General features: G+C 42.9%; 24 protein-coding genes. All 24 read left to right on the forward strand.

What is annotated here, in order from left to right:
* Position 1: 1 nt before the first annotated feature.
* The 24 genes from IEW82_RS03045 to IEW82_RS03160 all read left to right on the forward strand — a co-directional run bounded on the left by IEW82_RS03045 (position 2) and on the right by IEW82_RS03160 (position 21,665).
* A complete protein-coding gene (locus tag IEW82_RS03045; RefSeq protein WP_188689027.1) occupies positions 2–133 on the forward strand; it encodes a paeninodin family lasso peptide in 132 nt (43 codons plus the stop codon).
* A 262-nt stretch (positions 134–395) separates the two neighbouring features.
* On the forward strand, positions 396–1,358 hold the full coding sequence (locus IEW82_RS03050) for a phosphoenolpyruvate carboxykinase (ATP) (RefSeq protein ID WP_188689030.1): 963 nt from the start codon (positions 396–398) through the stop codon (positions 1,356–1,358).
* A complete protein-coding gene (locus IEW82_RS03055; protein WP_188689033.1) occupies positions 1,303–1,617 on the forward strand; it encodes a lasso peptide biosynthesis PqqD family chaperone in 315 nt (104 codons plus the stop codon). The genes IEW82_RS03050 and IEW82_RS03055 overlap by 56 nt, the downstream gene beginning before the upstream one ends.
* Before the next feature lie 5 nt (positions 1,618–1,622).
* Positions 1,623–2,081 (forward strand): lasso peptide biosynthesis B2 protein, encoded by a 459-nt coding sequence (locus IEW82_RS03060; protein WP_188689756.1) that lies wholly within the window; start codon positions 1,623–1,625, stop codon positions 2,079–2,081.
* 15 nt (positions 2,082–2,096) lie between these two features.
* Positions 2,097–3,278: a nucleotidyltransferase domain-containing protein gene (locus tag IEW82_RS03065; RefSeq protein WP_188689036.1), complete on the forward strand. Its 1,182-nt coding sequence runs from the start codon at positions 2,097–2,099 to the stop codon at positions 3,276–3,278.
* Between the two features lie 13 nt (positions 3,279–3,291).
* Complete coding sequence (locus IEW82_RS03070; protein ID WP_188689039.1) at positions 3,292–5,085, forward strand: ABC transporter ATP-binding protein; 1,794 nt, start codon at positions 3,292–3,294, stop codon at positions 5,083–5,085.
* Positions 5,086–5,226: 141 nt separating this feature from the next.
* Positions 5,227–6,000, forward strand: a complete 774-nt coding sequence (locus IEW82_RS03075; protein ID WP_268237328.1) for a YveK family protein — start codon at positions 5,227–5,229, stop codon at positions 5,998–6,000.
* 23 nt (positions 6,001–6,023) lie between these two features.
* A complete protein-coding gene (locus tag IEW82_RS03080) occupies positions 6,024–6,683 on the forward strand; it encodes a CpsD/CapB family tyrosine-protein kinase (RefSeq protein ID WP_188689047.1) in 660 nt (219 codons plus the stop codon).
* A gap of 326 nt (positions 6,684–7,009) precedes the next feature.
* Positions 7,010–8,833 carry a polysaccharide biosynthesis protein gene (locus tag IEW82_RS03085; protein WP_188689052.1) on the forward strand — a complete coding sequence of 608 codons (1,824 nt, stop codon included), beginning with the start codon at positions 7,010–7,012 and terminating at the stop codon, positions 8,831–8,833.
* A 15-nt stretch (positions 8,834–8,848) separates the two neighbouring features.
* Positions 8,849–10,015: a glycosyltransferase family 4 protein gene (locus tag IEW82_RS03090; protein ID WP_188689055.1), complete on the forward strand. Its 1,167-nt coding sequence runs from the start codon at positions 8,849–8,851 to the stop codon at positions 10,013–10,015.
* Positions 10,012–11,145, forward strand: coding sequence for a glycosyltransferase family 1 protein (locus IEW82_RS03095; RefSeq protein WP_188689058.1), 1,134 nt, complete (start codon positions 10,012–10,014; stop codon positions 11,143–11,145). Before IEW82_RS03090 ends, IEW82_RS03095 begins: the two co-directional genes overlap by 4 nt.
* Before the next feature lie 4 nt (positions 11,146–11,149).
* On the forward strand, positions 11,150–12,052 hold the full coding sequence (locus IEW82_RS03100; protein ID WP_188689060.1) for a glycosyltransferase family 2 protein: 903 nt from the start codon (positions 11,150–11,152) through the stop codon (positions 12,050–12,052).
* Between the two features lie 21 nt (positions 12,053–12,073).
* Positions 12,074–13,138 (forward strand): EpsG family protein, encoded by a 1,065-nt coding sequence (locus tag IEW82_RS03105; RefSeq protein WP_188689064.1) that lies wholly within the window; start codon positions 12,074–12,076, stop codon positions 13,136–13,138.
* Between the two features lie 49 nt (positions 13,139–13,187).
* Complete coding sequence (locus tag IEW82_RS03110; RefSeq protein WP_188689067.1) at positions 13,188–14,291, forward strand: glycosyltransferase; 1,104 nt, start codon at positions 13,188–13,190, stop codon at positions 14,289–14,291.
* A gap of 24 nt (positions 14,292–14,315) precedes the next feature.
* Entirely contained in the window at positions 14,316–15,503 is a 1,188-nt protein-coding gene (locus tag IEW82_RS03115; protein ID WP_188689069.1) for a glycosyltransferase, read from the forward strand.
* A gap of 37 nt (positions 15,504–15,540) precedes the next feature.
* Complete coding sequence (locus IEW82_RS03120; RefSeq protein WP_188689072.1) at positions 15,541–15,684, forward strand: YwzD family small protein; 144 nt, start codon at positions 15,541–15,543, stop codon at positions 15,682–15,684.
* A gap of 16 nt (positions 15,685–15,700) precedes the next feature.
* Positions 15,701–16,318, forward strand: a complete 618-nt coding sequence (locus tag IEW82_RS03125; RefSeq protein WP_188689075.1) for a sugar transferase — start codon at positions 15,701–15,703, stop codon at positions 16,316–16,318.
* Positions 16,315–16,959, forward strand: coding sequence for an acetyltransferase (locus tag IEW82_RS03130; RefSeq protein WP_188689079.1), 645 nt, complete (start codon positions 16,315–16,317; stop codon positions 16,957–16,959). The genes IEW82_RS03125 and IEW82_RS03130 overlap by 4 nt, the downstream gene beginning before the upstream one ends.
* A complete protein-coding gene (locus IEW82_RS03135; protein ID WP_188689082.1) occupies positions 16,960–18,153 on the forward strand; it encodes a DegT/DnrJ/EryC1/StrS family aminotransferase in 1,194 nt (397 codons plus the stop codon). It abuts the gene before it with no gap.
* A 17-nt stretch (positions 18,154–18,170) separates the two neighbouring features.
* Positions 18,171–18,569 carry a helix-turn-helix domain-containing protein gene (locus tag IEW82_RS03140; RefSeq protein WP_188689085.1) on the forward strand — a complete coding sequence of 133 codons (399 nt, stop codon included), beginning with the start codon at positions 18,171–18,173 and terminating at the stop codon, positions 18,567–18,569.
* Positions 18,553–19,605, forward strand: coding sequence for a glycosyltransferase family 2 protein (locus IEW82_RS03145; RefSeq protein ID WP_188689089.1), 1,053 nt, complete (start codon positions 18,553–18,555; stop codon positions 19,603–19,605). Before IEW82_RS03140 ends, IEW82_RS03145 begins: the two co-directional genes overlap by 17 nt.
* 1 nt (position 19,606) lies before the next feature.
* Complete coding sequence (locus IEW82_RS03150) at positions 19,607–20,794, forward strand: CDP-glycerol glycerophosphotransferase family protein (protein ID WP_188689091.1); 1,188 nt, start codon at positions 19,607–19,609, stop codon at positions 20,792–20,794.
* Entirely contained in the window at positions 20,778–21,215 is a 438-nt protein-coding gene (locus IEW82_RS03155) for an FAD synthase family protein (protein WP_188689093.1), read from the forward strand. The genes IEW82_RS03150 and IEW82_RS03155 overlap by 17 nt, the downstream gene beginning before the upstream one ends.
* 243 nt (positions 21,216–21,458) lie before the next feature.
* The gene (locus tag IEW82_RS03160) at positions 21,459–21,665 is read left to right on the forward strand and encodes a hypothetical protein (RefSeq protein ID WP_188689094.1); all 207 of its coding nucleotides are present in this window, start codon (positions 21,459–21,461) and stop codon (positions 21,663–21,665) included.
* Positions 21,666–21,667: the final 2 nt, after the last annotated feature.

Genomic DNA, 21,667 nt, shown 5'->3' on the forward strand with positions numbered 1-21,667 from the left:
AGTGAAAAAAGAATGGGAGACTCCGAAGCTTGAAGTGCTTCACATCAAAATGACAATGGCTGGTCCTGGGCTAAGAATTGTCGATCAATACCAAAACGATCCGGATGAGCCTGATGCTGATCATTACAGTTAGCACGAAATGGAGACACAGACAGGAGATTGCCCTTATACCATTGGAGTCGTGTGAGGGCAATCCTTATACGATCATAAGGTCTATCCCTCATCATGCTATTTTCGTTTGAGCGTATAAGGAATCCTTGTTGCTTGAGACTTGGCATCACGCTGAGTGTATGTTTAATCACATCAGGAGTACCAAACAAAATGGTGCAAGCCAAGTCTTTCTAAGCATTATGGCTTGTAGATCCCTGCTTATCACGCTTGATGGAGTGAGTTGTATGCGTTTTTATCATAAAGCATTTGGATTAACGATAGAAAGTCAATGGGTTTTGCCAGAGGTTCCCGCGGCTATCGTCCCGATAAGAGAAGCGGATGTTAGGATTGAACAAGGCGATCTTAGCCAGTTGTGTGGGGAAAGAGCGTCGCTTCTGAATAAATATGTGACTTTACCAGGGAAGGTATATTTTAAAGTCGCTGATACAGCACTGTTTCTGATTGAAGAAGGACGAAAGATCGTTGTCTCACCGTTTCTAGGTTGTGATGTTGATAAACTGCGTTTATATATTTTGGGCACCTGTATGGGAATCTTATTATTGCAGAGGAAAATTCTTCCCCTCCACGGCAGTGTGATTGCCATTAATGATAAAGCCTATGCCTTTGTGGGCGATCGGGGAGCAGGGAAATCCACCTTGGCAGCGGCTTTCTTACAAAGAGGATATCGGCTATTAACGGACGATGTGATCGCTGTTGTGATGGAAAAGGGGGATTTTCCTTATGTTGTGCCCTCTTACCCGCAGCAAAAGCTTTGGCAGGAGAGCCTGAACCGTCTCAATATGAAAAGTGAAGCCTACGAGCCGTTATTTGAAAGAGAAACGAAATACGCTATTCCAGTGACCGACCAATTCATATCTGAGCCCTTGCCCCTAGCCGGTATGTTTGAGCTAACAAAAACCGAAGCAGAAGGAAACACCTTGCAGCACCTTAAAGGTTTAGCATGTCTTGACAGTCTTTCGCAGCATACATATCGACATTTTTTAATTCCAAGAATGGGGCTCATCGCGTGGCATTTTCATATGTTAACGCGGCTTGTGGAGAGAATAAAAGGCTATCAACTCACACGCTCTACTCAGGGCTTTACTGTTGATCAGCTTGTATCAATGGTTTTAATGACTATTTCAGAGGAGGATGAGTGTGGTGTCAACCAATCAAAGCTTGCTACCAGCGAGACCGATTCAACGTGAAACAGGAAACATTGCCAGCGATATGAATGGTGAAAAGGTTCTGCTCAATGTTAATAAGGGGAAATATTTCAATCTAGGTGAAATCGGTGGAGTGATTTGGGAGCTACTCGAACAGCCCATGTCAATCCGTTCCATTGTGGATCAGCTTCTTTCCATCTATGCTGTTGAACGTGCCACTTGTGAGCAACAGCTCTTGGCTTTTTTAGATCAGCTTTTAGATGAGGGCTTGATTTTCATGCATGATGAAGTGAGGGATTAAGGATGATGTGGCGCGGGCTTCATCGCGTTCGACTGCTGTTAGAGTTAGATAGAAAAACGGTAGGGCTTTTCTTAGAAGCTTTTTTTTACTTAGGATGGGCGCGGCTTTTAATTGCGTTGCCTTTTTCTAAAGTGTCTCCTTCATTGGGCGTTCATATGAGAGAGACCTCCCATTTGGAATCAAAGCACCAAAGACAAACGCTTCGTTGTGTGCAGCAGGCTATTACCCTTGTGAGTCGGCATACGTTGTGGAGGAATCCGTGTCTTGTGAAGGCGATTACTGCTGTATTGATGTTGAAGCGAAGAAATATTGCATGCACATTATATTTAGGAACGGCCAAGGATGATGAGGGGAACATGATTGCTCATGCCTGGGTGCGAAGTGGTTCTCGCTATATTACAGGAGCAGAGGAAATGGATAGCTTCACGGTCGTCGGCACATTTGCCAGCGAAATTAGTGGATAAAAAGGTGTAGAGATCATGATAAAACGATCACCGCTTGATCTGTCAGTATTACCAAATGAAATCAAACTCCTGTTATGGGTTATACAGGGGCGAAAAAAACAAGAAATGATTAAAGGAATTAATCTAGAGGCTATTGATTGGCATGGCTTTGTCCAGCTAGCAGTTCATCATAGAGTCTATCCATCCCTCTTCGAACGCCTCCAATCAGATGCTGGACTGCCGATCCCTCATGACGTTCAGGAGCAGCTTGCCAGCTATTATAAAAATAATACATTTAAAATGCTTTACCTTGCTGCAGAAATGGAGGCCATTGCTCGACTCCTAGAGAGAGAGGGGGTGCATACATTATTTTTAAAAGGTCCTATTCTGGCACAGGTATTATACAATGATTTGTCTCTAAGAACGTCGAGTGACCTTGATGTATTAATTCCCTTTCGCCATCTGGAAAAGGTGGAGCACCTATTGTGTGCGACTGGTTATGTGAAGCATGAGTATTTTCAAACCGTGCTGAACGATTGGAAATGGCGGCATCATCACATGACTTTCTATCATACAAAAAAGAAGATTAAGCTAGAAATTCACTGGCGCCTTCATCCGGGTCCAGGCAAGGAGCCAAGTTTTGCAGAACTATGGGAAAAAAAGCAAGAGCTGAAACTGAGCAAAACAGGCATTGCTTTTCTCGGCAATGAGGACTTATTCCTTTTTCTTATTTTACATGGAGCACGGCATGGCTGGTCGCGTTTGCGCTGGCTTGTCGACTTACAGAAGCTTATGGAGCAGCCCATGGATGGCGTTCGCCTTCAAAAACTCCTTAAACGCTTTCGGGCAACGCATATCGGGGGGCAAGTTGGGATATTGACAGATGCCTTACTAAAGACAACTGTTCCGACTTCATTAAAGGTCTTGAACACAAAGCGGCGTTCTAACAAGCTTGCTCAAGAAGCGCTTTTTTATATTAAAGAAAAGGTGAATCTCCATCAAGAGCCTGTTCCAGAAGCGATATCACGGTATCATAAAAAGCATTTATTTAAATTAATGTCCCATAGGCAGAAGATATTATTTCTTTTTAGCTTTTTATATCCCTATTCAACAGATGTCCAAACATTGCCGTTGCCAAGGCGGTTTCACTTTTTATATTTTCTGCTTAGACCATTTTTACTCCTGTGGAGAAAGCTAACCAAACAGGTGCTAATATAAGTGAGGGAGCGCTGTGCACTATATTATTCTTTATATACGACAATTGAATAAACATTCTGGAATGATTCTTTATTTCAACTTATTTGGAATGGGAGTAAGCAGTTTATTAGAAGGGGCAGCGATTGTATTATTGATTCCTTTAATCAGCTTAACTGGGGTGATGCATCTTAATGGGGGGACCACTGGTCTGGTGGCGGTATTGGATAGGTTTGATGTGGGGACACATGTTTTGAATCTTCCTGTGGTTCTTGGCATTTATATTTGCATTATCATTGGGCAATCTTTACTGCAGCGCAATTTGTCGATTCGAAACGTCACGCTTGTACAAGACTTTATTCATCATTTGCGCCTTCAAGTCTATCAAGGATTGCTGCAAGCCAATTGGAGACTATATATTCAACAAAGAAAATCAGACCTTACCAACCTCTTAACCATCGAAATCAACCGTGTTAATAATGGGATCAGTCTTTTTTTACAGCTGCTAACTCTCATCGTATTTACAGGCATTCAAATTGGGCTTGCCTTTTATCTTAATGCGAAAATGACAGGATTTGTGATCATTAGTGGGCTAGTATTGTCTTATTTTTCACGGCGATTTATTCGCGCTTCTAAGCAGCTCGGTCGAAAAACCTCGGAGTTATCAAAAGAATACTTGGCGGGCATTACTGATCAGTTGAACGGGATGAAAGATATTAAGAGTAACCATCTCGAAGCCTCACGATTAAACTGGCTGCGGACGCTGACCAAAGCTATGCATGCGGAGCAGGTAGAATACGTTAAACTGAAGACGAACTCTCAATTTTTTTATAAATCAATGTCCGCCTTTTTATTGGCTGGTTTTGTTTTTTTCGCAGTGACGCTGTTTCATTCGCAGCCAGGACAGTTTCTCATTATCATTGTCATTTTTTCACGGCTTTGGCCAAAAGTCACGACGCTCCAAGCCAATATACAGCAAGTAGCAGCTACTATTCCAGCGTTTAAGGCTTTAAGTGATTTGGAGCAGCAATGTCGGCGAGAGCTTGAATTTGAAGGAGAATTCATTGAAGAAGGCTCAGATCGGCTCTTGATTAAAGAGGGAATGGAATGTCGCAATGTCTATTTCCAATATGAGTCAGCCACTGCCGATACGTTGAGGAATATTAACACTTTTATTCCAGCTAACAGTATGGTTGCTGTTGTTGGCCGATCAGGTGCGGGAAAAAGTACACTAATTGATGTGCTCATGGGGCTTTTAAAACCAAATCGTGGGGATGTATTGATTGATGGGAAAGCTTTAACGCGTGAGACATTGTTTTCTCTGCGCCATGCCATGAGCTATGTCCCTCAAGATCCCTTTTTATTTAATGGAACGATTAAAGATAATTTGAGATTAGTGGCTACAGAGGCAACAGAAGAGGACCTATGGGAGGCCTTGCGTTTATCAGCTGCTGATGCCTTTGTCCGTAAGCTTCCAGAAGGTTTAAATACAATGATTGGCGATAGAGGCATTAAGCTATCTGGCGGGGAATGTCAACGATTGGTGCTGGCACGTGCGTTGCTGCGAAAGCCATCGGTTCTTGTTTTAGATGAGGCTACGAGCGCTTTAGATACCGAAAATGAAGCAAAGATTCAGGAAGCTTTAGAAAAAATGCGAGGAAAGATGACGATCATTGTGATCGCCCATCGGCTTTCAACGATTCGTCATGCCGATCAGGTCCTTGTTCTGGATAGGGGGGAAATCATTCAAAAGGGCGAATTTATCCAACTCTCAAAGGATAGGTACGGCGTGTTTAATCAATTGCTTCAGCATCAATTCGTTGTGAGTTAAGTCAATAAAAAGTATTGACTTGTTCATTATAAAAAACTATTATTAGAAAGTGATAAGAGGAAATGCGGTTAAATAGCTCCGTTTGTTCTTTATTGAGAACGATGGCTGAGAAAGGAGGCACTTCCTATTAAGGAGATTAATATTAAAGATATTTTCTTGATACTAAAAAAAAGAGTATGGCTGATCCTTGTTATCACTGTGATGATGACAGGTCTTGCGACGGTCTACAACCAATGGTCAAATCCCCCCTCATTGTATCAATCGTCAACACGCATCCTTGTAGGCAATGATTTTCCTAATATCAATACATTAATGGTAATGATTAAGGACCCCACCGTTTTAGCATTGGTGAGTAAAGAATTAGGAGATCAGCAGGCAACAGGAGACTTAGACAGTGAGATTACGACAACCAATATTGATAAATCTCAAGTCGTGCTCATTTCTGTCACTGATCATGACCCCCAAAAGGCAGCAAGGATTGCTAATATAGTAGCCAAGGTTTTTAAAGATCAGGCTACTAAGCTATTAAACTATGACCATATTCAATTGCTATCAGAAGCAAAGGCCAATGCTAAGCCAATTAACCCTCATACTCATAAAAAAATTTACCTAGGTGCCTTAGTGGGAATTGTCATTGGGATAGGGAGTGTTTTTTTACTACGAGCGCTGGATGACAGCATTCAATCAGAAAGTGAGCTTGAAAAGGTGTTATTAGCCCCTGTATTGGGGAAAATCTCAAAAATGACAAAGAAAAATATGGTTAATAGTCAGAGGAGAATAGGTAAGCGAAAACATATGCTTCCTTCCGCAGCTACAGCCTTGCACGAGCCAGCCAATGCTGTGGCAGCAACAGATGAGAAAAGAGGCGATCCCTTATATCCTATGGCAAATAAAAGAAAAGATTTATATGAATAATCCCATCTAGTAGAGGTGAAGTGATGTTCAATTTAAAGGTCAGGCAGTGGCGAACGGTAAAACGGAAGCGCTTAGTCGCTTATTATTATCAGGATTCTAAGATTTCAGAGCAATATCGGCAGGTGATCACTCACATCAAGTTTTCGTCAAAGGAGCAAGAATGTCGACTCCTGTTGATTACCTCTCCAGGTTTTAAAGAAGGAAAATCAATAACTGCTATCAATTTGAGCACATCCATGGCGCAACTGGAAGAAAAGGTTTTGCTGGTTGATGCAGATTTGCGTAAGCCTACGCTTCACGATACCTTTTCCTTGGATAATAAATTGGGATTAACAACAGTATTGCAAGGACATTGTGCATTAAATGAAGCCATTCATCATACAGGGTTGACAACCTTAGATGTATTGCCAAGTGGTCCGATGCCCAATAATACCGCTCGAATTTTAGGTTCCAAGTCTATGCGGGCGTTAACCCATTATTTAATGGAGCAATACGATCGCATTATCTTTGATACGCCGCCTTTTTTGGAGGTTACAGATGCTAATTTATTAGCCAATCAGGGAGTAGGTATTATTCTTGTGGTGAAAAAGGGAAAAACAAAGCATGAGCATATTCATGAGACGAAGCATTTGATCGATATGTCGGAAGTCTCTTTATTAGGAACTGTCCTTAATGAAATATAAGCGCATGCTAGCCTCTTTTTGTTCGTTATAATAAACAAAAGTTTGTCGATGAGTGAACGGATTGAAAAATAAAGGTCATGTCTCCTCCCCTTTATCCGTGGAGGCACTCGATCATGCTGTGGGTTTTAAAAGACCTTAGACGCTGGGTCGTCGAGAGTGTGATGTGAGGGCGGGTTAAATGCCCATTTTATCATTAAAGCTTTTAACTATGTGGAGGGATGGGGGTGAAAGGCATGTCTCCGCCTTCCCCCTATAGCTAAGGACTTTAATCCTTAAAAATAAATAGAGCGAGGGAAACCTGAAAAGGATGAAAGGGGGAAACTAGAGTGACGTATCCGAAGCGTATGGCATTGCTTATGCTTCTCGATTGTTTACTCACTATGATGTCACTTCTTATGGGCCAATTGATTGTGGGGAATCATTTGCCTATGACTCCGACACGATGGATTCTACTATTTTGTGTGCTAGTGGTCGGCCACTATCTCATGTCTTTTGGTTACCGTTTATACAAAAAAGCGTGGGCTTATGCCAGTATTGGAGAGCTGGTGGCGATTTTAAAAATTGTCACCCTTTCTATAGTGGCAACATCTCTGGTTCAGTGGCTATTCACTCATCGTCTATCTCTTCGATTTTTTGCTGTGACCTGGATGGTCCAGCTTTTTCTTATAGGCACATCGCGTTTTCTATGGCGGATTAGCCGAGATACGTATATTCAGGGAAGGAAGCAAAAGCAGCGGACGCTGATCATTGGTGCGGGTTCAGCAGGTACGATGGTTGCCCGACAGCTACTGAATAATAAAGGGGCGGAGCTACAGCCGATGGGTTTCATTGATGATGACCATAAAAAGCAGCGGCTGCATTTTCTAGGGTTACCCGTCTTAGGTGGGGTGGCCGCCATAGAAACCATTGTAGAGCACTATGATGTCCAAAATGTTGTGATTGCGATTCCATCACTCTCAAGGAAAAAGCTTAATGCGATTTTTCAAGAATGTCTGAAGACCAAAGCAAAAACGCAAATCATCCCTAGATTAGAGGATTTGGTTACTGGCAAGGTATCGGTCAATCAATTTCGGGATGTCGAGGTTGAGGATTTGTTAGGTCGAGATCCAGTGGAATTGGATATGGCTAAGATTTCTGATGATGTGACAGGCAAAACGGTTTTAGTGACGGGAGCAGGGGGATCAATTGGTTCTGAGCTCTGTCGCCAACTCTCGCACTTCCAGCCCAAGCGCCTCGTCCTGTTAGGTCACGGAGAAAACAGCATTTATTCCATTGAAATGGAGCTCAAAGACTATTGTATGAAAAGAGAAATCGAGCTTGTCTCGGTCATTGCTGATTTGCAGGATCGTCAAAGAATAGAAGCAGTCATCGCTACGTATCGTCCCCATGTTATCTATCATGCTGCCGCGCACAAACATGTGCCGTTGATGGAGGCCAATCCTGAAGAAGCAGTGAAAAACAATATCATTGGAACTTTAAATGTAGCAAGGGCTGCCAGTCTCTCAAAGGTGGAAACCTTTGTGCTGATTTCTTCGGATAAGGCGGTAAAACCAACCAGTGTCATGGGAGCGACGAAGCGTTTAGCGGAAATGCTCATTCAGCATTTAGATGCGACAAGTCAGACGACATTTGTTGCTGTGCGTTTTGGCAATGTTTTAGGAAGCCGCGGCAGTGTGATTCCTCTCTTTAAGAAGCAAATTGAAAAAGGCGGGCCAGTAACGGTCACCCATCCCGATATGATTCGCTATTTTATGACGATACCCGAGGCCTCGCGGTTAGTGATTCAAGCGGGGGCACTGGCAAAGGGTGGAGAAATTTTCATTTTAGATATGGGTGAGCCTGTTAAGATCGTTGATTTGGCGAAAAACTTGATCCAATTATCAGGAAATCAAATCGAAGAGATTGGCATCACTTATACGGGGGTTCGCCCAGGTGAAAAATTGTTTGAAGAGCTTCTCACTGAAGAGGAAGTGCATGAGGAACAGATCTTTCCTAAAATTTATATTGGAAAAGCGACAGGTGTCTATCTACCGGAAATCGAACAGATAATTGGGGGGTATGCAGCATTAGACCAGACAGCCTTAAAAGAACGCTTAGTTCAGCTTGCCAATCATAAGGTGTCTGCCTCATTGGTCTCGGTTTCCAGCTAAAAGGAGGGGATGGTCATGAAGAAAAAAGTACTTTTCTGCGCAACGGTGGACTATCATTTTGTTAAATTTCATCTTCCGTATTTAAAGTGGTTTAAGGAAGAGGGGTGGGAGGTTCATGTGGCGGCTTCAGGTGGCCTAGAGCTTCCCTATGTAGATGAAAAATTTTCATTACCTATAGTACGGTCTCCTTTTCGTCAGTCAAACCTGCAGGCTTATCGGGAGCTTAAGGCCATCATGAAACAGCATCACTATTCGATCATTCATTGTCACACCCCAATGGGAGGGGTGCTGACAAGACTAGCAGCGAGAAAGGAGCGAAAGCTAGGGGCCCATGTGCTCTATACAGCACATGGCTTTCATTTTTATAAAGGGGCACCGCTCCTTCATTGGCTGATCTACTACCCTATTGAATGGCTGTTGTCACGTTATACGGATTGTCTCATTACTATTAATTCTGAAGATTATTTATTGGCAAGAACGCACCCGTTCCGGAGTAAAACCGTTGAATATGTGCCAGGAGTCGGCGTAGATCTTGAACGGTTTCAGCCTATTAGTGAACAGACTAAGCAGCACCTAAGAGCTGCGCTTGGCTATAAGCCGGGAGACTTTTTACTCTTTTATGCAGCAGAGTTTAATAAAAATAAAAATCAACAGTTGATTATTAAGGCACTCAGCCTATTAAAAACGGATGTCCCTCATGCTCGATTGTTACTAGCAGGCGAGGGGAGCTTACGAGAGTGGTGTATGGAGCAAGCTAAAGTGTATGGAATCGCGCATAAAGTTGAGTTTTTGGGTTACAGAGAACACATAGAGGATTATTTAAAAATATGTGATCTTGCAGTGGCCTCAAGCTTTAGAGAAGGACTTCCGGTGAATGTCATGGAAGCGATGGCCTGTGGGCTACCGCTTCTTGCCAGCAAAAATCGCGGGCATAATGAATTGATTGAAAATGGTCAAAATGGCTTTATCGTCAATCCTCGTGACTATCAACTCTTTGCTTCACGCTTATTGCAGCTTGCCCATTCAGTCCATTTACGTCGAAAAATGGGTAAAAAGAGCCTTGAGAGTGTTCAGCGCTTTTCAATTCCATCCATTCGTTCTCGTTTAATCAAAATCTATTCAAGATATATGCAGCGGGAAGCAAAAGTGAATGAACAGAATAGAAGGGAAGAATTAGGATGAAAGCCCCCTATCCGATTTTACATGTTGCCGTCAATATGAACCGGGGGGGAGCAGAAACCCTTATTATGAATCTCTTTCGCCATATTGACCGTTCACAGATTCAATTTGATTTTCTTACCTTTAGAGAGGGAAGCTTTGATGAAGAGATACGCAGGCTTGGCGGCCATATACATCGTTTACCCTATATCAATGAGAGTGGTGCTATTCAGTTTTGGAAGAGCTTAATCCATTTCTTTCGTACGCATCCGGAGTATCACATTGTTCATTCTCATTTGGATAAAATGAGTGGGTTTATTTTATCCGCTGCCAAAAAGGCCGGCATCCCCTTTCGTATTGCACATAGCCATAATACGCAGAGTGAAGGCAGTTGGTTGATAAAGGGTGTGAAGTGGTACGCTGGACATCAATTAACAAGAAGTGCAACACATCATCTCGCCTGTTCAACACTAGCCGCGCAATGGCTATATGGGAATACAACGTCAGCAGATATCTTAAAAAATGGCATTGATACACGACACTTTCATTTTTCACAGGCTGAGAGGCATCAGATCAGAGGTACCTTACACCTTCATGAGGATGCTTTTGTTGTTGGTCATGTTGGCAGAATGAATGAGCAAAAAAATCACATGTATTTACTTGCTGTTTTTTCTGAAATTATAGAAAAAAACAAGTGTGCTCATCTATTGTTAATTGGCGAGGGCCCGCTTAAAGCGGAACTCAAACACAAGGTGATGCGCCTACAGCTGCAGGAACACGTCCATTTCCTCGGCGTAAGAGAGGATGTTCATCAGCTCCTTCAAGCGATGGATCTGATGCTTTTTCCTTCGAGGCATGAGGGTCTACCCGTTAGTTTAATTGAAGCTCAGGGAGCGGGGCTCCCCTGCTTGATTTCAGATAGCATTTCGCGGGAAGTAGATGTTGGGGCAAATTTAGTAGCATTTGAGAGCTTGCATCATTCGCCTTCAATTTGGGCAGATCGTGCGCTCAAGCTCAAGAGAAGTAAAGGGAATATGAAGAATTGGATTAAGAAAGCCGGTTATGATATTCGTGATTCCGCCAGCTGGCTTGAAAATTATTATCTAGAGCTCTACATAAAACAAGAAGCTTTGATCCTAAATGAGAGGAGGTGACCTGTTGCCACCGCTATTAACCGTGTTTACACCAACCTATAATCGCGGCTATATTCTGGAGCAATGCTATGAGAGTCTGACAAGACAAACCTGTCAGGATTTTATTTGGTTGATTGTTGATGATGGTTCTACGGATCATACTCAAGCATTGGTTCGAAAGTGGCAAGCAGAACAGCGGGTGCTGATTCGTTACGTCTACCAGGAGAACCAAGGGATGCATGGGGCCCACAATACGGCCTATGCCTTAATGGATACAGAACTGAATGTCTGCATCGATTCGGATGATTATATGCCAGAGGATGCTGTCGAAAAAATTATAGCGATATGGAGAAGCTGTGGTGACAAGCAGGTTGCTGGGATAGTCGGGCTGGATGCCACCTTCTCTGGAGAGATCATCGGTACTAAAATGCCAGAGCATATCAGGGCAGCCACTCTGACTGAATTATATGAGACGTACAAAATAAAGGGGGATAAAAAGCTTGTCTATCGCTCGGCCCTCACGCGTGCGACGCCACCGTATCCTATTTATCCAGGAGAGACTTATTGTCCGCTCAACTATAAATATATTTTAATTGATCAACAGTATCCGCTTCTTATCTATAATGACGTATTGTGTCATGTCGAATATCGAGAGGACGGTTCAAGTAAAAATATGATTCACCAATATCGCAGGAATCCGAGGGGATTTACATTTTATCGCAAGGTCGCTATGCAGTATGCCCCCTCTTTTAAAAAGTGCCTTCGCGAGTCCATCCATTATGTTTCGAGCAGTTTAATGCTGAAAAATTGGCGTTTTCTCTTGGAATCGCCTAAAAAATTATCAACGCTTTGTGCACTTCCCTTTGGTATTGCTTTGTATGTTTATGTTCAAGGCACAAAACGAGCGACCATTATGAAAGGAAGTTAATGAATATGAGAGGAACATAGCATGGAAATACTTTGGTTGAATTTTGGCTTTGTTTATCTATTTTCGTTGTTTTCACGGTTGTTCTCAAACCCTATTAAAAGTGAGCCTTATGTTAGACCGCATCGTCTTCTTGTCTTTCTCGTCATGGCCTGTTTAATTTGTGTCGCTGGTTTAAGACAAAATATTGGTGATACGTACTTTTACATGCACGCTTATAAAGTTGGAGACTTTCAGCTTAACCACATTGATTTTAAAGATGAATTTGGCTTTTATTTCTTACAATGGCTGTTGCATCACTTTTCAAATAATCCGCAAATGCTTATTTTTACCACCGCATGCATCACTAATATGCTAATTGTCTTGGTCCTTTATCATTACTCACGTTTCTTTGAACTCAGCATCTATATCTTGATAACATCAGGGGCTTTTACCGTATCTATGAATGGGATTCGCCAGGCGCTGGCAGCCGCCATTCTCTTTGCGGCTACAGCTTTTTTACTTCATGGCTATTGGAAGCGATATATCGTTGTTGTGCTCTTGGCAGCTACGATCCATCAATCAGCGCTTATTTTTATTCCTATTTATTTTATTGTCCGAAGGAAGGCTTGGACGAAGGTCACATTTCTTTTACTGCTCTGTGCTGTTGTCATTGCCTTTAGCTTTAATACATTTTCGACGCTGCTATTTGATGCATTAAGTGACACAAAGTATGAGCACTATAGCCAATTTTCAGAGGGAGGGGCAAGTCTAGTGCGGGTGGCCGTTTCCGCGGTACCATTAATCATTGCTTATTTTGGACGTGAACGGTTGCGCGCGTTATGGGATAAAAGCGATATCATCGTCAATCTCTCTTTGTTAGGCTTTATTTTCATGGTGATTGCGACTAAAAATTGGATTTTTGCCCGCTTTGACATTTACTTTGACCTGTATAGCATTCTATTAATCTCTTGGCTCATTCCTTTATTTGTGAAACAAAACCGTTATTTTATCTATTATGGACTCATTGTCTGTTACTTTATTTACTATTATTACGAGCAAGTGCAAACCTTAATGATTGACTATCACAGCCAATATTTAAAGTGGTAAGGAGGGGAAGACTCTGGCTATAAAGCGCGTTCTACATGTTGTCAGCTCAATGAATCGCGGGGGAGCGGAAACACTGTTAATGCATGTCTATCGACAGATGGATCGCAGGCAGCTACAGTTCGATTTTGTTTCTCATCAGCTTAAAAAAGGGGACTATGACGATGAGATTCACGCTCTAGGTGGCAGTGTCTATCGAATTGAAAGTCTCGGACAAGTGGGGATGAGACGCTATATTCAATCATTAAAAGCAATCATGGAAACGCGACAGTACTGTGCTGTGCATGCGCACACGGACTATCAGAGTGGCTTTCCAGCTTATGCGGCAAAACGCGTAGGGGTTCCGATTCGCATCTGTCACTCACATGCTAATTATTGGGATAGGCAGGCCACATTAACGGGTAAGGCTTCGCTTAAGCTTTTACAATCTATCATTCGTTTCTCAGCAACTGATTATTGTGCGTGCAGCGTTGAAGCTGCGCGCTTTTTATTTGGCGAACGAAAGCTACAGGATCAGGTGCATATTTTAAAAAACGGGATTCCTATCAACAGCTTTCTTGAAGCCGGCACACAGCGTGAGCAATACAGCTGCCAGTTAAAACAGACATTACAGCTTTCGCAAACCGCTGTACTACTCGGACAGGTCGGGCGTTTATCGACGACTAAAAATCAAACCTTTACATTACATCTTATTAAAGCCTGTCGAGCGAGTGGGTTAGAGATCTACGGGCTTTTTGTCGGAGCGGGTTCACTGAAGGCTGCCCTGCAGAAGGAAGCTGAGGCTTTGGGCATTGCAGGCCATATTCGTTTTTTAGGTGTTCGATCGGATATGCCACGGTTGATGGCCGCCTTCGATTGTGTGCTGCTGCCATCTATAAGCGAGGGCTTCGGCATGGTGGCGATAGAAGCCCAATGCGCAGGCACTCCTTGTATTGCTTCTGATCAGGTACCAAGAGCGACGGATACGGGGGTGGATTTGATCACCTATCTTCCTCTAAAAGCCGATATTAACCGTTGGGTGCAAGTGGTTGCCGAGAGAAGCAGTCACCCACAGATTTGTCCAAAAACGATTCACGCGGCCTTTAGTCAAAACGGCTTTGATATAGGAGAAAGTCTATCACAATGGCTGCACTTATATGGTGTTACAGCAGTTTAATCCAGCAAAGGGGAGGGCGTTATCATGAAAAAAAGACTGCTATTCGTTGCGCTCTATCTAAGAACAGGTGGTGTAGAAAAAAGCTTGCTTTCCTTATTATCGTCACTGGATTATGACACCTATGATGTCGATTTACTTTTATTTGACCATAGTGGTTTACTCTTTCAAGAGGTCCCAGAAAAGGTTCAGATCTTACCTCCTTTATTTGAAACCTATTCAACGCCATTTGCTGCTGCTCTGCCTGAGCTTGTAAAAAAAAGGCACTATCGTCTCCTAGTTGGCAAATTGGCCGCAGCGATAGTCGCCAAGCTGTCAAAAGGCGTGGGGACACGTGGAAGATGGTTAATCTATCGACAGCTTTTGTCTGAGCCGGATAAGCAATATGATACAGCGATAAGCTATTTAGATTTCTTCTGTAATTATTATGTCACTGAAAAAGTAAAGGCAAAGAAGAAAATCGTCTATAACCACATGGACTATCTCTATAGTCAAAAAGGGGGGTGGCCTTGCCCACCCCTGGACAGACGCTGCTTTGCTAAAAGTCGCTATATTGTGACCGTTGCAGAGTCCGCGAAGGCTTCCTTAGCTCGCGTTTTTCCAGAGTATGTTGAAAAAATGCGGGTCATTCACAATACGGTCTCAGCCCAAACGATCACACGGTTAGCAGGACAAGTGCCTATGGAATACGATGAACAGACAGTGACAGTGCTCACAGTAGCGAGGCTCGTGGAAGAGAAGGGACTTTTTTTAGCCTTAGAAGCGTGTCGGCTGCTAGTGGCTGAGGGCTATTGCTTTCACTGGTTTATTATTGGTGACGGTCCGCTTCTTAAAGCGCTTGAAGCACAAATCGCTGCTTCTGGCCTGCAAAACCACTTTATTTTACTGGGAGAAAAGCAGAATCCTTATCCTTATATGCGGTACTGTGATATCTATGTTCAACCTTCTAAAACGGAGGCGCATTGTGTCGCTGTAGAAGAGGTCTTAGTCTTACAGCGGCCAATCATCGTTACGGATATTCCCGCATTTAAAAACCAAATTAAGCATCGTGAAACGGGATGGAGTGTTCCGGTCAGTGCTAAGGGACTTGCGTATGGGATAAAGGGACTTCTCGGATCAGAACCATTGCGGAAGCGACTCGCGCTTCAATCGCGTGGGGCAGATAAGCGACATGCTAAGGAAATCGCCAAGTTTTATGCGTTATTAGAAGCTTAAAAATAGAAGTTATCCATGATAAGTGAGGGGTCAGAGCATGGAGCATTTAACACCGCAAAAGCTGCAGGAGATTTTGACGCATATTTATTGTAAAGGTCAGAGAGATGGAGAGCGTATCAGTGCTATTGAAATGATTGAAGACATTAAAGAGCTGTTAATCACTGCGCTGCATAAGCAGTAATCAGGAGGAAAGAGATGTGAAAAGGGGATTTGATGTCATTATATCAAGTCTATTAGTGCTTTGCTTATCGCCACTTATATTATTGCTGGCTTTAGTCATTAAGCTAAAGCTCGGGTCTCCTGTCATCTTCAAGCAACAGCGTCCAGGACTTTACGGAAAGCCTTTTATCCTTTATAAGTTTCGGACAATGGCAGAAAAGTACGATGAAACAGGGAACCCTTTGCCTGATGCAGTACGCTTAACGAATGTGGGACGGTGGCTGAGAAAGTACAGTCTTGATGAATTACCACAATTATTTAATGTGATGAGAGGAGAATTAAGTCTTGTTGGACCGAGGCCATTGCTGATGGATTATTTAACACTCTATACAGAAGAGCAATATAAACGGCATTGGAAAAAGCCAGGGATGACGGGGTGGGCTCAGATTAACGGTAGAAATGGCATGAGTTGGGAGGAGCGTTTTCACCACGATGTCTGGTATGTGGAGCACTGGTCCTTCTGGCTGGATTTAAAAATACTGTTATTAACGACTTATAAAGTGATCAAACCAGAGGGAATCACCGCACCAGGAAGTGAGACGATGGAGGCTTTCAAAGGATCAGATCATGTCACGGTGAGTGAGGGGCACAGATGAAGGTAGGGATTATTGGCGATGGTGGCCATAGTCGAGCAGTTCAAGAAATCATACTAAGCGATAAGCAGTATGAGATTATCGGTGTGTTTGATGATCAGTATAAAGGGTTTGACAAAAGCAATGGGGTGTATTTTGGCCCTATCCTCTCAGTCAATAAAATGATCACTGATTTTCCTGAGATGAAATGGGTGGTCGCAATAGGAGATAACGTCATGCGCAGACAAATTGTTCAGAGCTTAGATATAGATGAAGGGCATTATTTGACAGTCATTCATCCCCAGGCTTATGTTAGCCCATCGGCTATGCTTGGTTCAGGCACCGTGGTGATGGCGCATGCGGTCATCAATGCGGCAGCTCGCGTGGGGAAACACGCCATTATCAATACAGGAGCCATAGTCGAGCATGACAATCAGCTCGAAGATTTTGTACATATTTCTCCCAATACAACTTTAACAGGTGCTGTAACAATTGCTGAAGGGACGCAGGTGGGCGCCGGAGCAACGGTTATTCCTAATGTCACTATCGGTCGGTGGTCGATTGTTGGAGCGGGGGCAACCGTCATCAATGATCTTCCATCAGGCTGTACAGCTATGGGCATGCCCGCGAAAGTAAGGACGAGACATGAAATCGGAGGGATGTAAATGAATAAAAAAAAACCAGAAATCGCACAGATTTTTCTTTCACCACCGCATCTGACAGGTGCAGAGCAGTATTTTATACAACAGGCCCTCACCAGTAATTGGATTGCACCACTTGGGCCTCATGTGGACGCCTTTGAAAATGAAATTGTGGACTATGTCGGAGGAGGTGAGGCTGTTGCAGTAAGCTCTGGAACAGCAGCAATCCACCTCTCTCTTGCCTTATTAAATCTGGAGCCTGGTGATAAGGTGTTTTGTTCAACGTTGACATTTATTGCGAGTGCCAACCCGATTTTATATGAGCGGGCAATTCCGGTTTTTATTGATTCTGAGCCGGATTCGTGGAATATGTCACCTCAGGCTCTAGAAAGGGCTTTGCGAGAGGCTGATCAGCAAAATACGCTTCCAAAAGCAGTGATAGTGGTTAATTTATATGGGCAGAGTGCAAAATATGCGGAAATTCTCGCGTTATGTCAGCACTATGATATCACGGTTATTGAAGATGCGGCTGAATCATTAGGAGCAACCTATAAAGGCCAGGCTAGTGGCACATTCGGAAGATTTGGGATCTATTCTTTTAATGGAAATAAGATTATTACCACGTCTGGTGGCGGGATGCTGATATCGCAGGATAAAGCGGCAATTCAAAAGGCACGGTTTTTATCTGCGCAGGCTCGTGATCCAGCTCCGTATTACCAACATAGCCGTGTGGGGTACAATTATCGCTTAAGCAACATTCTGGCAGGGATAGGAAGAGGACAGCTTGAGACGTTGGATGAAAGGGTGAAGAAGCGGCGCACGATTTTTGCGACATACGCTCAGGAGCTCTCTGCGCTTCCTGGTGTTCATTTTATGAAAGAGCTTGAACATGCCCGATCCAACCGCTGGTTAACAGCGCTGACCATTGAGGAAGAACAAGCAGGCCTCTCTCCAGGAGAGTTGATTGCCGGATTAGCTACTGAGAATATCGAAGCACGGCACGTTTGGAAGCCATTGCATCTGCAGCCATTGTTCAAGGATGCTCGCTTTTATCCACATGAAGAAGGGCGATCTGTTTCTGAAGCACTTTTCGAGTGTGGTCTTTGTCTGCCATCCGGCTCAAATTTAAGCTCTGATGACCAGGCACGAGTCATCCATGCGATCAAACGGTTGAGTCACTTGTCTGGAGAAAAAAGGGTGAAATCAAAAATTGGATAAATGAGCGAGGTAAAAGAATGATTGGGAGTCATATACAAAACATTAGGAAAAAGAAGGGGTATACCTTATCCGAGGTGGCTGATCAGGCGTCGATTTCCAAGTCCTATCTCAGCAATATAGAGAGGAATGTCAATCAAAATCCTTCCATTCAAGTCATGAAGCGAATCGCAGCTGCCCTGGATGTGGATCTTAAAACCTTAATCAATGGCGTGGGCCAATCGCCACCGCATTTGGATCAAGAGTGGCTTGACTTTGTACAGCAACTGAAGGATTCGGGAATTGACAAAGAACAAATTAAAAATTATAAAACGGTGATCGATTTTATTCAGTGGCAACATGAAAACCAAAATAATACCGAGGGTTCTTCCCAATCAGAAACTCAAAATAGGTGGTTACACCATGGGAAAAAAAGTTAGTATTATCGTTCCTATTTATAATGTTGAGCAATACTTATCACAATGTTTGGAAAGCCTCATTCAACAAACACATCACACGCTGGAAATTTTACTCATTAATGATGGATCCACTGATCAATCAGGACAGATTGCCGAGCATTATCAGGAGCTGGATGCGCGTGTGCGGGTCTTTCATAAAGAGAATGGCGGACTATCTGATGCGAGAAACTTTGGATTGAAGGTAGCAACAGGGGAATATATTTTATTTGTAGATAGCGATGATTGGGTAGAACAATCAATGGTCGCTCAACTCCTCACGCTCGCTGCGACCTTTGATGCCGATATTGTGCAAGCGGCTTTTCTTTATGCCTTTGAAGGGTATTGCCTCTATGACCAGCGTTATATCGAGCGGGAGAATCCTGTTGCTGTGCTGGATCGCCAGACGGTGATGACAGAGCTTGTAAAGAATGAGAAGATCAAAAACTTTGCGTGGGGAAAGCTTTATAAAAGGAGATTAATCTCTGACCTTCCCTTTAAAAAAGGTGTGCGGTTTGAGGATGTGTTTTGGGCGCATCATGTTGTCCATCGAACACATCGATATGTGATGGTCAATCAGCCTCTCTATTATTATCGGCAGCGAGAGGACAGTATTGTCGGGGCTTATTCACCGAAAAATTTAGATATCATTACGGGATTAAAAGAGCGGCATGCCTTTATTGAGACACATTATCAAGGCTTGATCCAAGCCTCAAATCAACTCATTGTCAAAACATGTTTGATCCACTATCACCTTTTATTTAGGTATTGTCGCTCTTCTGAAGGAAGGCGACACAGAAAATTACTACAAAACGCTATACAAGCACACGTGCAGGATTATAAAAAAGCTGTTCACAAACATAGACAGCTTTCTTTATATTTACGCGCCTTTCTCCTCCATCCTTATTGTTATATCTGCATCCTACTTGTTAAGTCGATCATAGGCAGGATAGGGCGCTTATGTCGCAAACCGCAGGGATTAGTAAGGATTGAACAGCCACGAAAGGAGATGAACGGATGAAATGAGAGGTGTGGCATGGATAAAAAAATGTGTAGCGCAGTTCATCGTCAGAGTATGTAATCTAATGCCGATTAAACAAAATAAGCTGTTTTTTATGAGTTATTATGGTGATCAATATGGGTGTAATCCAAAATATATATACCGTTATATTGTCCAGCAGCCATTCAGTGCGTCATTTGACATTGTTTGGGCATTGAATACGCGGCAGTCGCATCCGGACTTATCTGATGTCCGGCAAGTCAAAATGCTGTCTCTTCGCTATTTTTATGAATTATGTACAGCTAAAATTATCATTACTAACTGTCGAACAACGGATTTATTTATGAAAAGAAAAGGACAGTATTACATACAAACGTGGCATAGCTCCTTGCGCTTAAAGCAGATTGAAAAGGATGCCGAGAGGACCTTGTCTAAAAGCTATATTCAAATGGCAAAGAAGGATTCAAGAAAGTGTGACCTTCTGCTCTCTGGCTGCCAATATAGTACCGAAATATTCAAACGCTCATTTTGGTATGACGGCTTGATTCTTGAGAAAGGCACACCAAGAAATGATCTCTTTTTTGCTTCCAATCAGGGATTGAAAGCGACGGTTTTAAATGCTCTTAAGCTTCCGTCGGAAAAGAAAATGGTGCTGTATGCGCCAACCTTTCGAAAGGATCATGAGACACAAGTGTATGATCTGAATTACTCGCTGCTATTAGAGGCATTGACCGAGCGCTTTGGCGGGGAATGGATCGTTCTTGTCAGGCTTCATCCACATATGGTGACAGCGGCAGAACAGCTTGTCTACAGCGATCGAGTCATAGACGTCTCCACATATGATGATTGCCAAGAGCTGCTATGTATAGCAGATGTGCTTGTTTCTGACTATTCTTCACTGATCTTTGATTATGCACTAACACGGCGCCCATGCTTTTTATATGTCCCAGATCTTAATAGCTATATTCAAAAGGAACGCCAACTATACTTTGATTTAGAAGCCTTACCTTTTGAAGCAGCGGTGCATCCTGATGATTTTCTTACGGCTATTCGTCAATTTGATCAAGCAAGCTATCATCAAAGGCTAGCAAATTTTCTTAAAGCAATGGGTTCCTCTGAAGAAGGGGAAGCGAGTAAATATGTGGTTGACCATATTTATCATGTTTGTTTTGGGGAAGAGGAGAGGAGAAAGCATGTTGAAGCCGTATAAGATAGGCTATACCACGGGTGTCTTCGATTTATTTCACGTCGGACATTTAAATATTTTAAAACGGGCCAAGGAGCAATGTGATTATCTGATCGTTGGAGTAAGCACTGATGAGCTCGTCAAGGCTTATAAGGACAAATATCCTGTGATTCCGTATAGTGAAAGGCAAACCATTGTGGCGGCGATTAAGTATGTGGATAAGGTGATCCCACAAGTGAATCGGAATAAATTTACAGCTTGGGAGGATTTGCAGTTTGACAGGATGTTTGTAGGCAGCGATTGGAAGGGCGATCCACTCTTTGAAAAACTAGAAAAGCAGTTTCAAAAGGTGGGCGTAGATGTTATCTATTTTCCATACACTAAGGGCGTCTCTTCCACCTTGGTAAAAGAAAGAATCGCTTTTAAGGATAAGATGATCCTATGACTGGTGACAAGAGGAGGCACGTCCTTGAAGTTTAGATAGGTGTGAGCTGGCTTGCCGAATCGAGGTGTTTCATCATCTTGATTTTCTATCGCTTACTGAGCATTCTAAGAAAACCATTCTAAAGAAAGACTCGGCGCTCTCAGGTGTCCGTTCCCATTTAGAGTGCGTGATACCTATTTGCCTAAAAGGCTTATGTGAAAAAAAGTGGCAGCAGTTCTAAAAAAGCTTTAAAGGGGTCAAGTCATGTATAAAAGTTTGTTGGAGAAAATCGGTTGTTTCGAGCAATCCTATAATACGTACCAGCTTGATAGTAAGAATGAGAAGGTTTCTATTATGATAAATGGTGATTTGCATTATGCAGTCGTCTTTATTAATGACGAGGCATCATTGATTTATAACGGAAGGGAAAACATTATTGATCTATTAGCAAAGTATTGTGAAGGGGCGTAAAG

The sequence above is a fragment of the Pullulanibacillus camelliae genome (assembly GCF_014642655.1).
GTDB classification, from domain to species: domain Bacteria; phylum Bacillota; class Bacilli; order Bacillales; family Sporolactobacillaceae; genus Pullulanibacillus; species Pullulanibacillus camelliae.

Excerpts from the sequence above, each read along its gene's own strand:
- IEW82_RS03050 (WP_188689030.1), top strand. The coding sequence starts at position 396 with ATGCGTTTTTATCATAAAGCATTTGGATTAACGATAGAAAGTCAATGG.
- IEW82_RS03055 (WP_188689033.1), top strand. The coding sequence starts at position 1,303 with ATGAGTGTGGTGTCAACCAATCAAAGCTTGCTACCAGCGAGACCGATT.
- IEW82_RS03060 (WP_188689756.1), top strand. The coding sequence starts at position 1,623 with ATGTGGCGCGGGCTTCATCGCGTTCGACTGCTGTTAGAGTTAGATAGA.
- IEW82_RS03065 (WP_188689036.1), top strand. The coding sequence starts at position 2,097 with ATGATAAAACGATCACCGCTTGATCTGTCAGTATTACCAAATGAAATC.
- IEW82_RS03080 (WP_188689047.1), top strand. The coding sequence starts at position 6,024 with ATGTTCAATTTAAAGGTCAGGCAGTGGCGAACGGTAAAACGGAAGCGC.
- IEW82_RS03090 (WP_188689055.1), top strand. The coding sequence starts at position 8,849 with ATGAAGAAAAAAGTACTTTTCTGCGCAACGGTGGACTATCATTTTGTT.
- IEW82_RS03095 (WP_188689058.1), top strand. The coding sequence starts at position 10,012 with ATGAAAGCCCCCTATCCGATTTTACATGTTGCCGTCAATATGAACCGG.
- IEW82_RS03105 (WP_188689064.1), top strand. The coding sequence starts at position 12,074 with ATGGAAATACTTTGGTTGAATTTTGGCTTTGTTTATCTATTTTCGTTG.
- IEW82_RS03110 (WP_188689067.1), top strand. The coding sequence starts at position 13,188 with ATGAATCGCGGGGGAGCGGAAACACTGTTAATGCATGTCTATCGACAG.
- IEW82_RS03115 (WP_188689069.1), top strand. The coding sequence starts at position 14,316 with ATGAAAAAAAGACTGCTATTCGTTGCGCTCTATCTAAGAACAGGTGGT.
- IEW82_RS03120 (WP_188689072.1), top strand. The coding sequence starts at position 15,541 with ATGGAGCATTTAACACCGCAAAAGCTGCAGGAGATTTTGACGCATATT.
- IEW82_RS03130 (WP_188689079.1), top strand. The coding sequence starts at position 16,315 with ATGAAGGTAGGGATTATTGGCGATGGTGGCCATAGTCGAGCAGTTCAA.
- IEW82_RS03135 (WP_188689082.1), top strand. The coding sequence starts at position 16,960 with ATGAATAAAAAAAAACCAGAAATCGCACAGATTTTTCTTTCACCACCG.
- IEW82_RS03140 (WP_188689085.1), top strand. The coding sequence starts at position 18,171 with ATGATTGGGAGTCATATACAAAACATTAGGAAAAAGAAGGGGTATACC.
- IEW82_RS03145 (WP_188689089.1), top strand. The coding sequence starts at position 18,553 with ATGGGAAAAAAAGTTAGTATTATCGTTCCTATTTATAATGTTGAGCAA.
- IEW82_RS03150 (WP_188689091.1), top strand. The coding sequence starts at position 19,607 with ATGAGAGGTGTGGCATGGATAAAAAAATGTGTAGCGCAGTTCATCGTC.
- IEW82_RS03155 (WP_188689093.1), top strand. The coding sequence starts at position 20,778 with ATGTTGAAGCCGTATAAGATAGGCTATACCACGGGTGTCTTCGATTTA.
- IEW82_RS03160 (WP_188689094.1), top strand. The coding sequence starts at position 21,459 with ATGTATAAAAGTTTGTTGGAGAAAATCGGTTGTTTCGAGCAATCCTAT.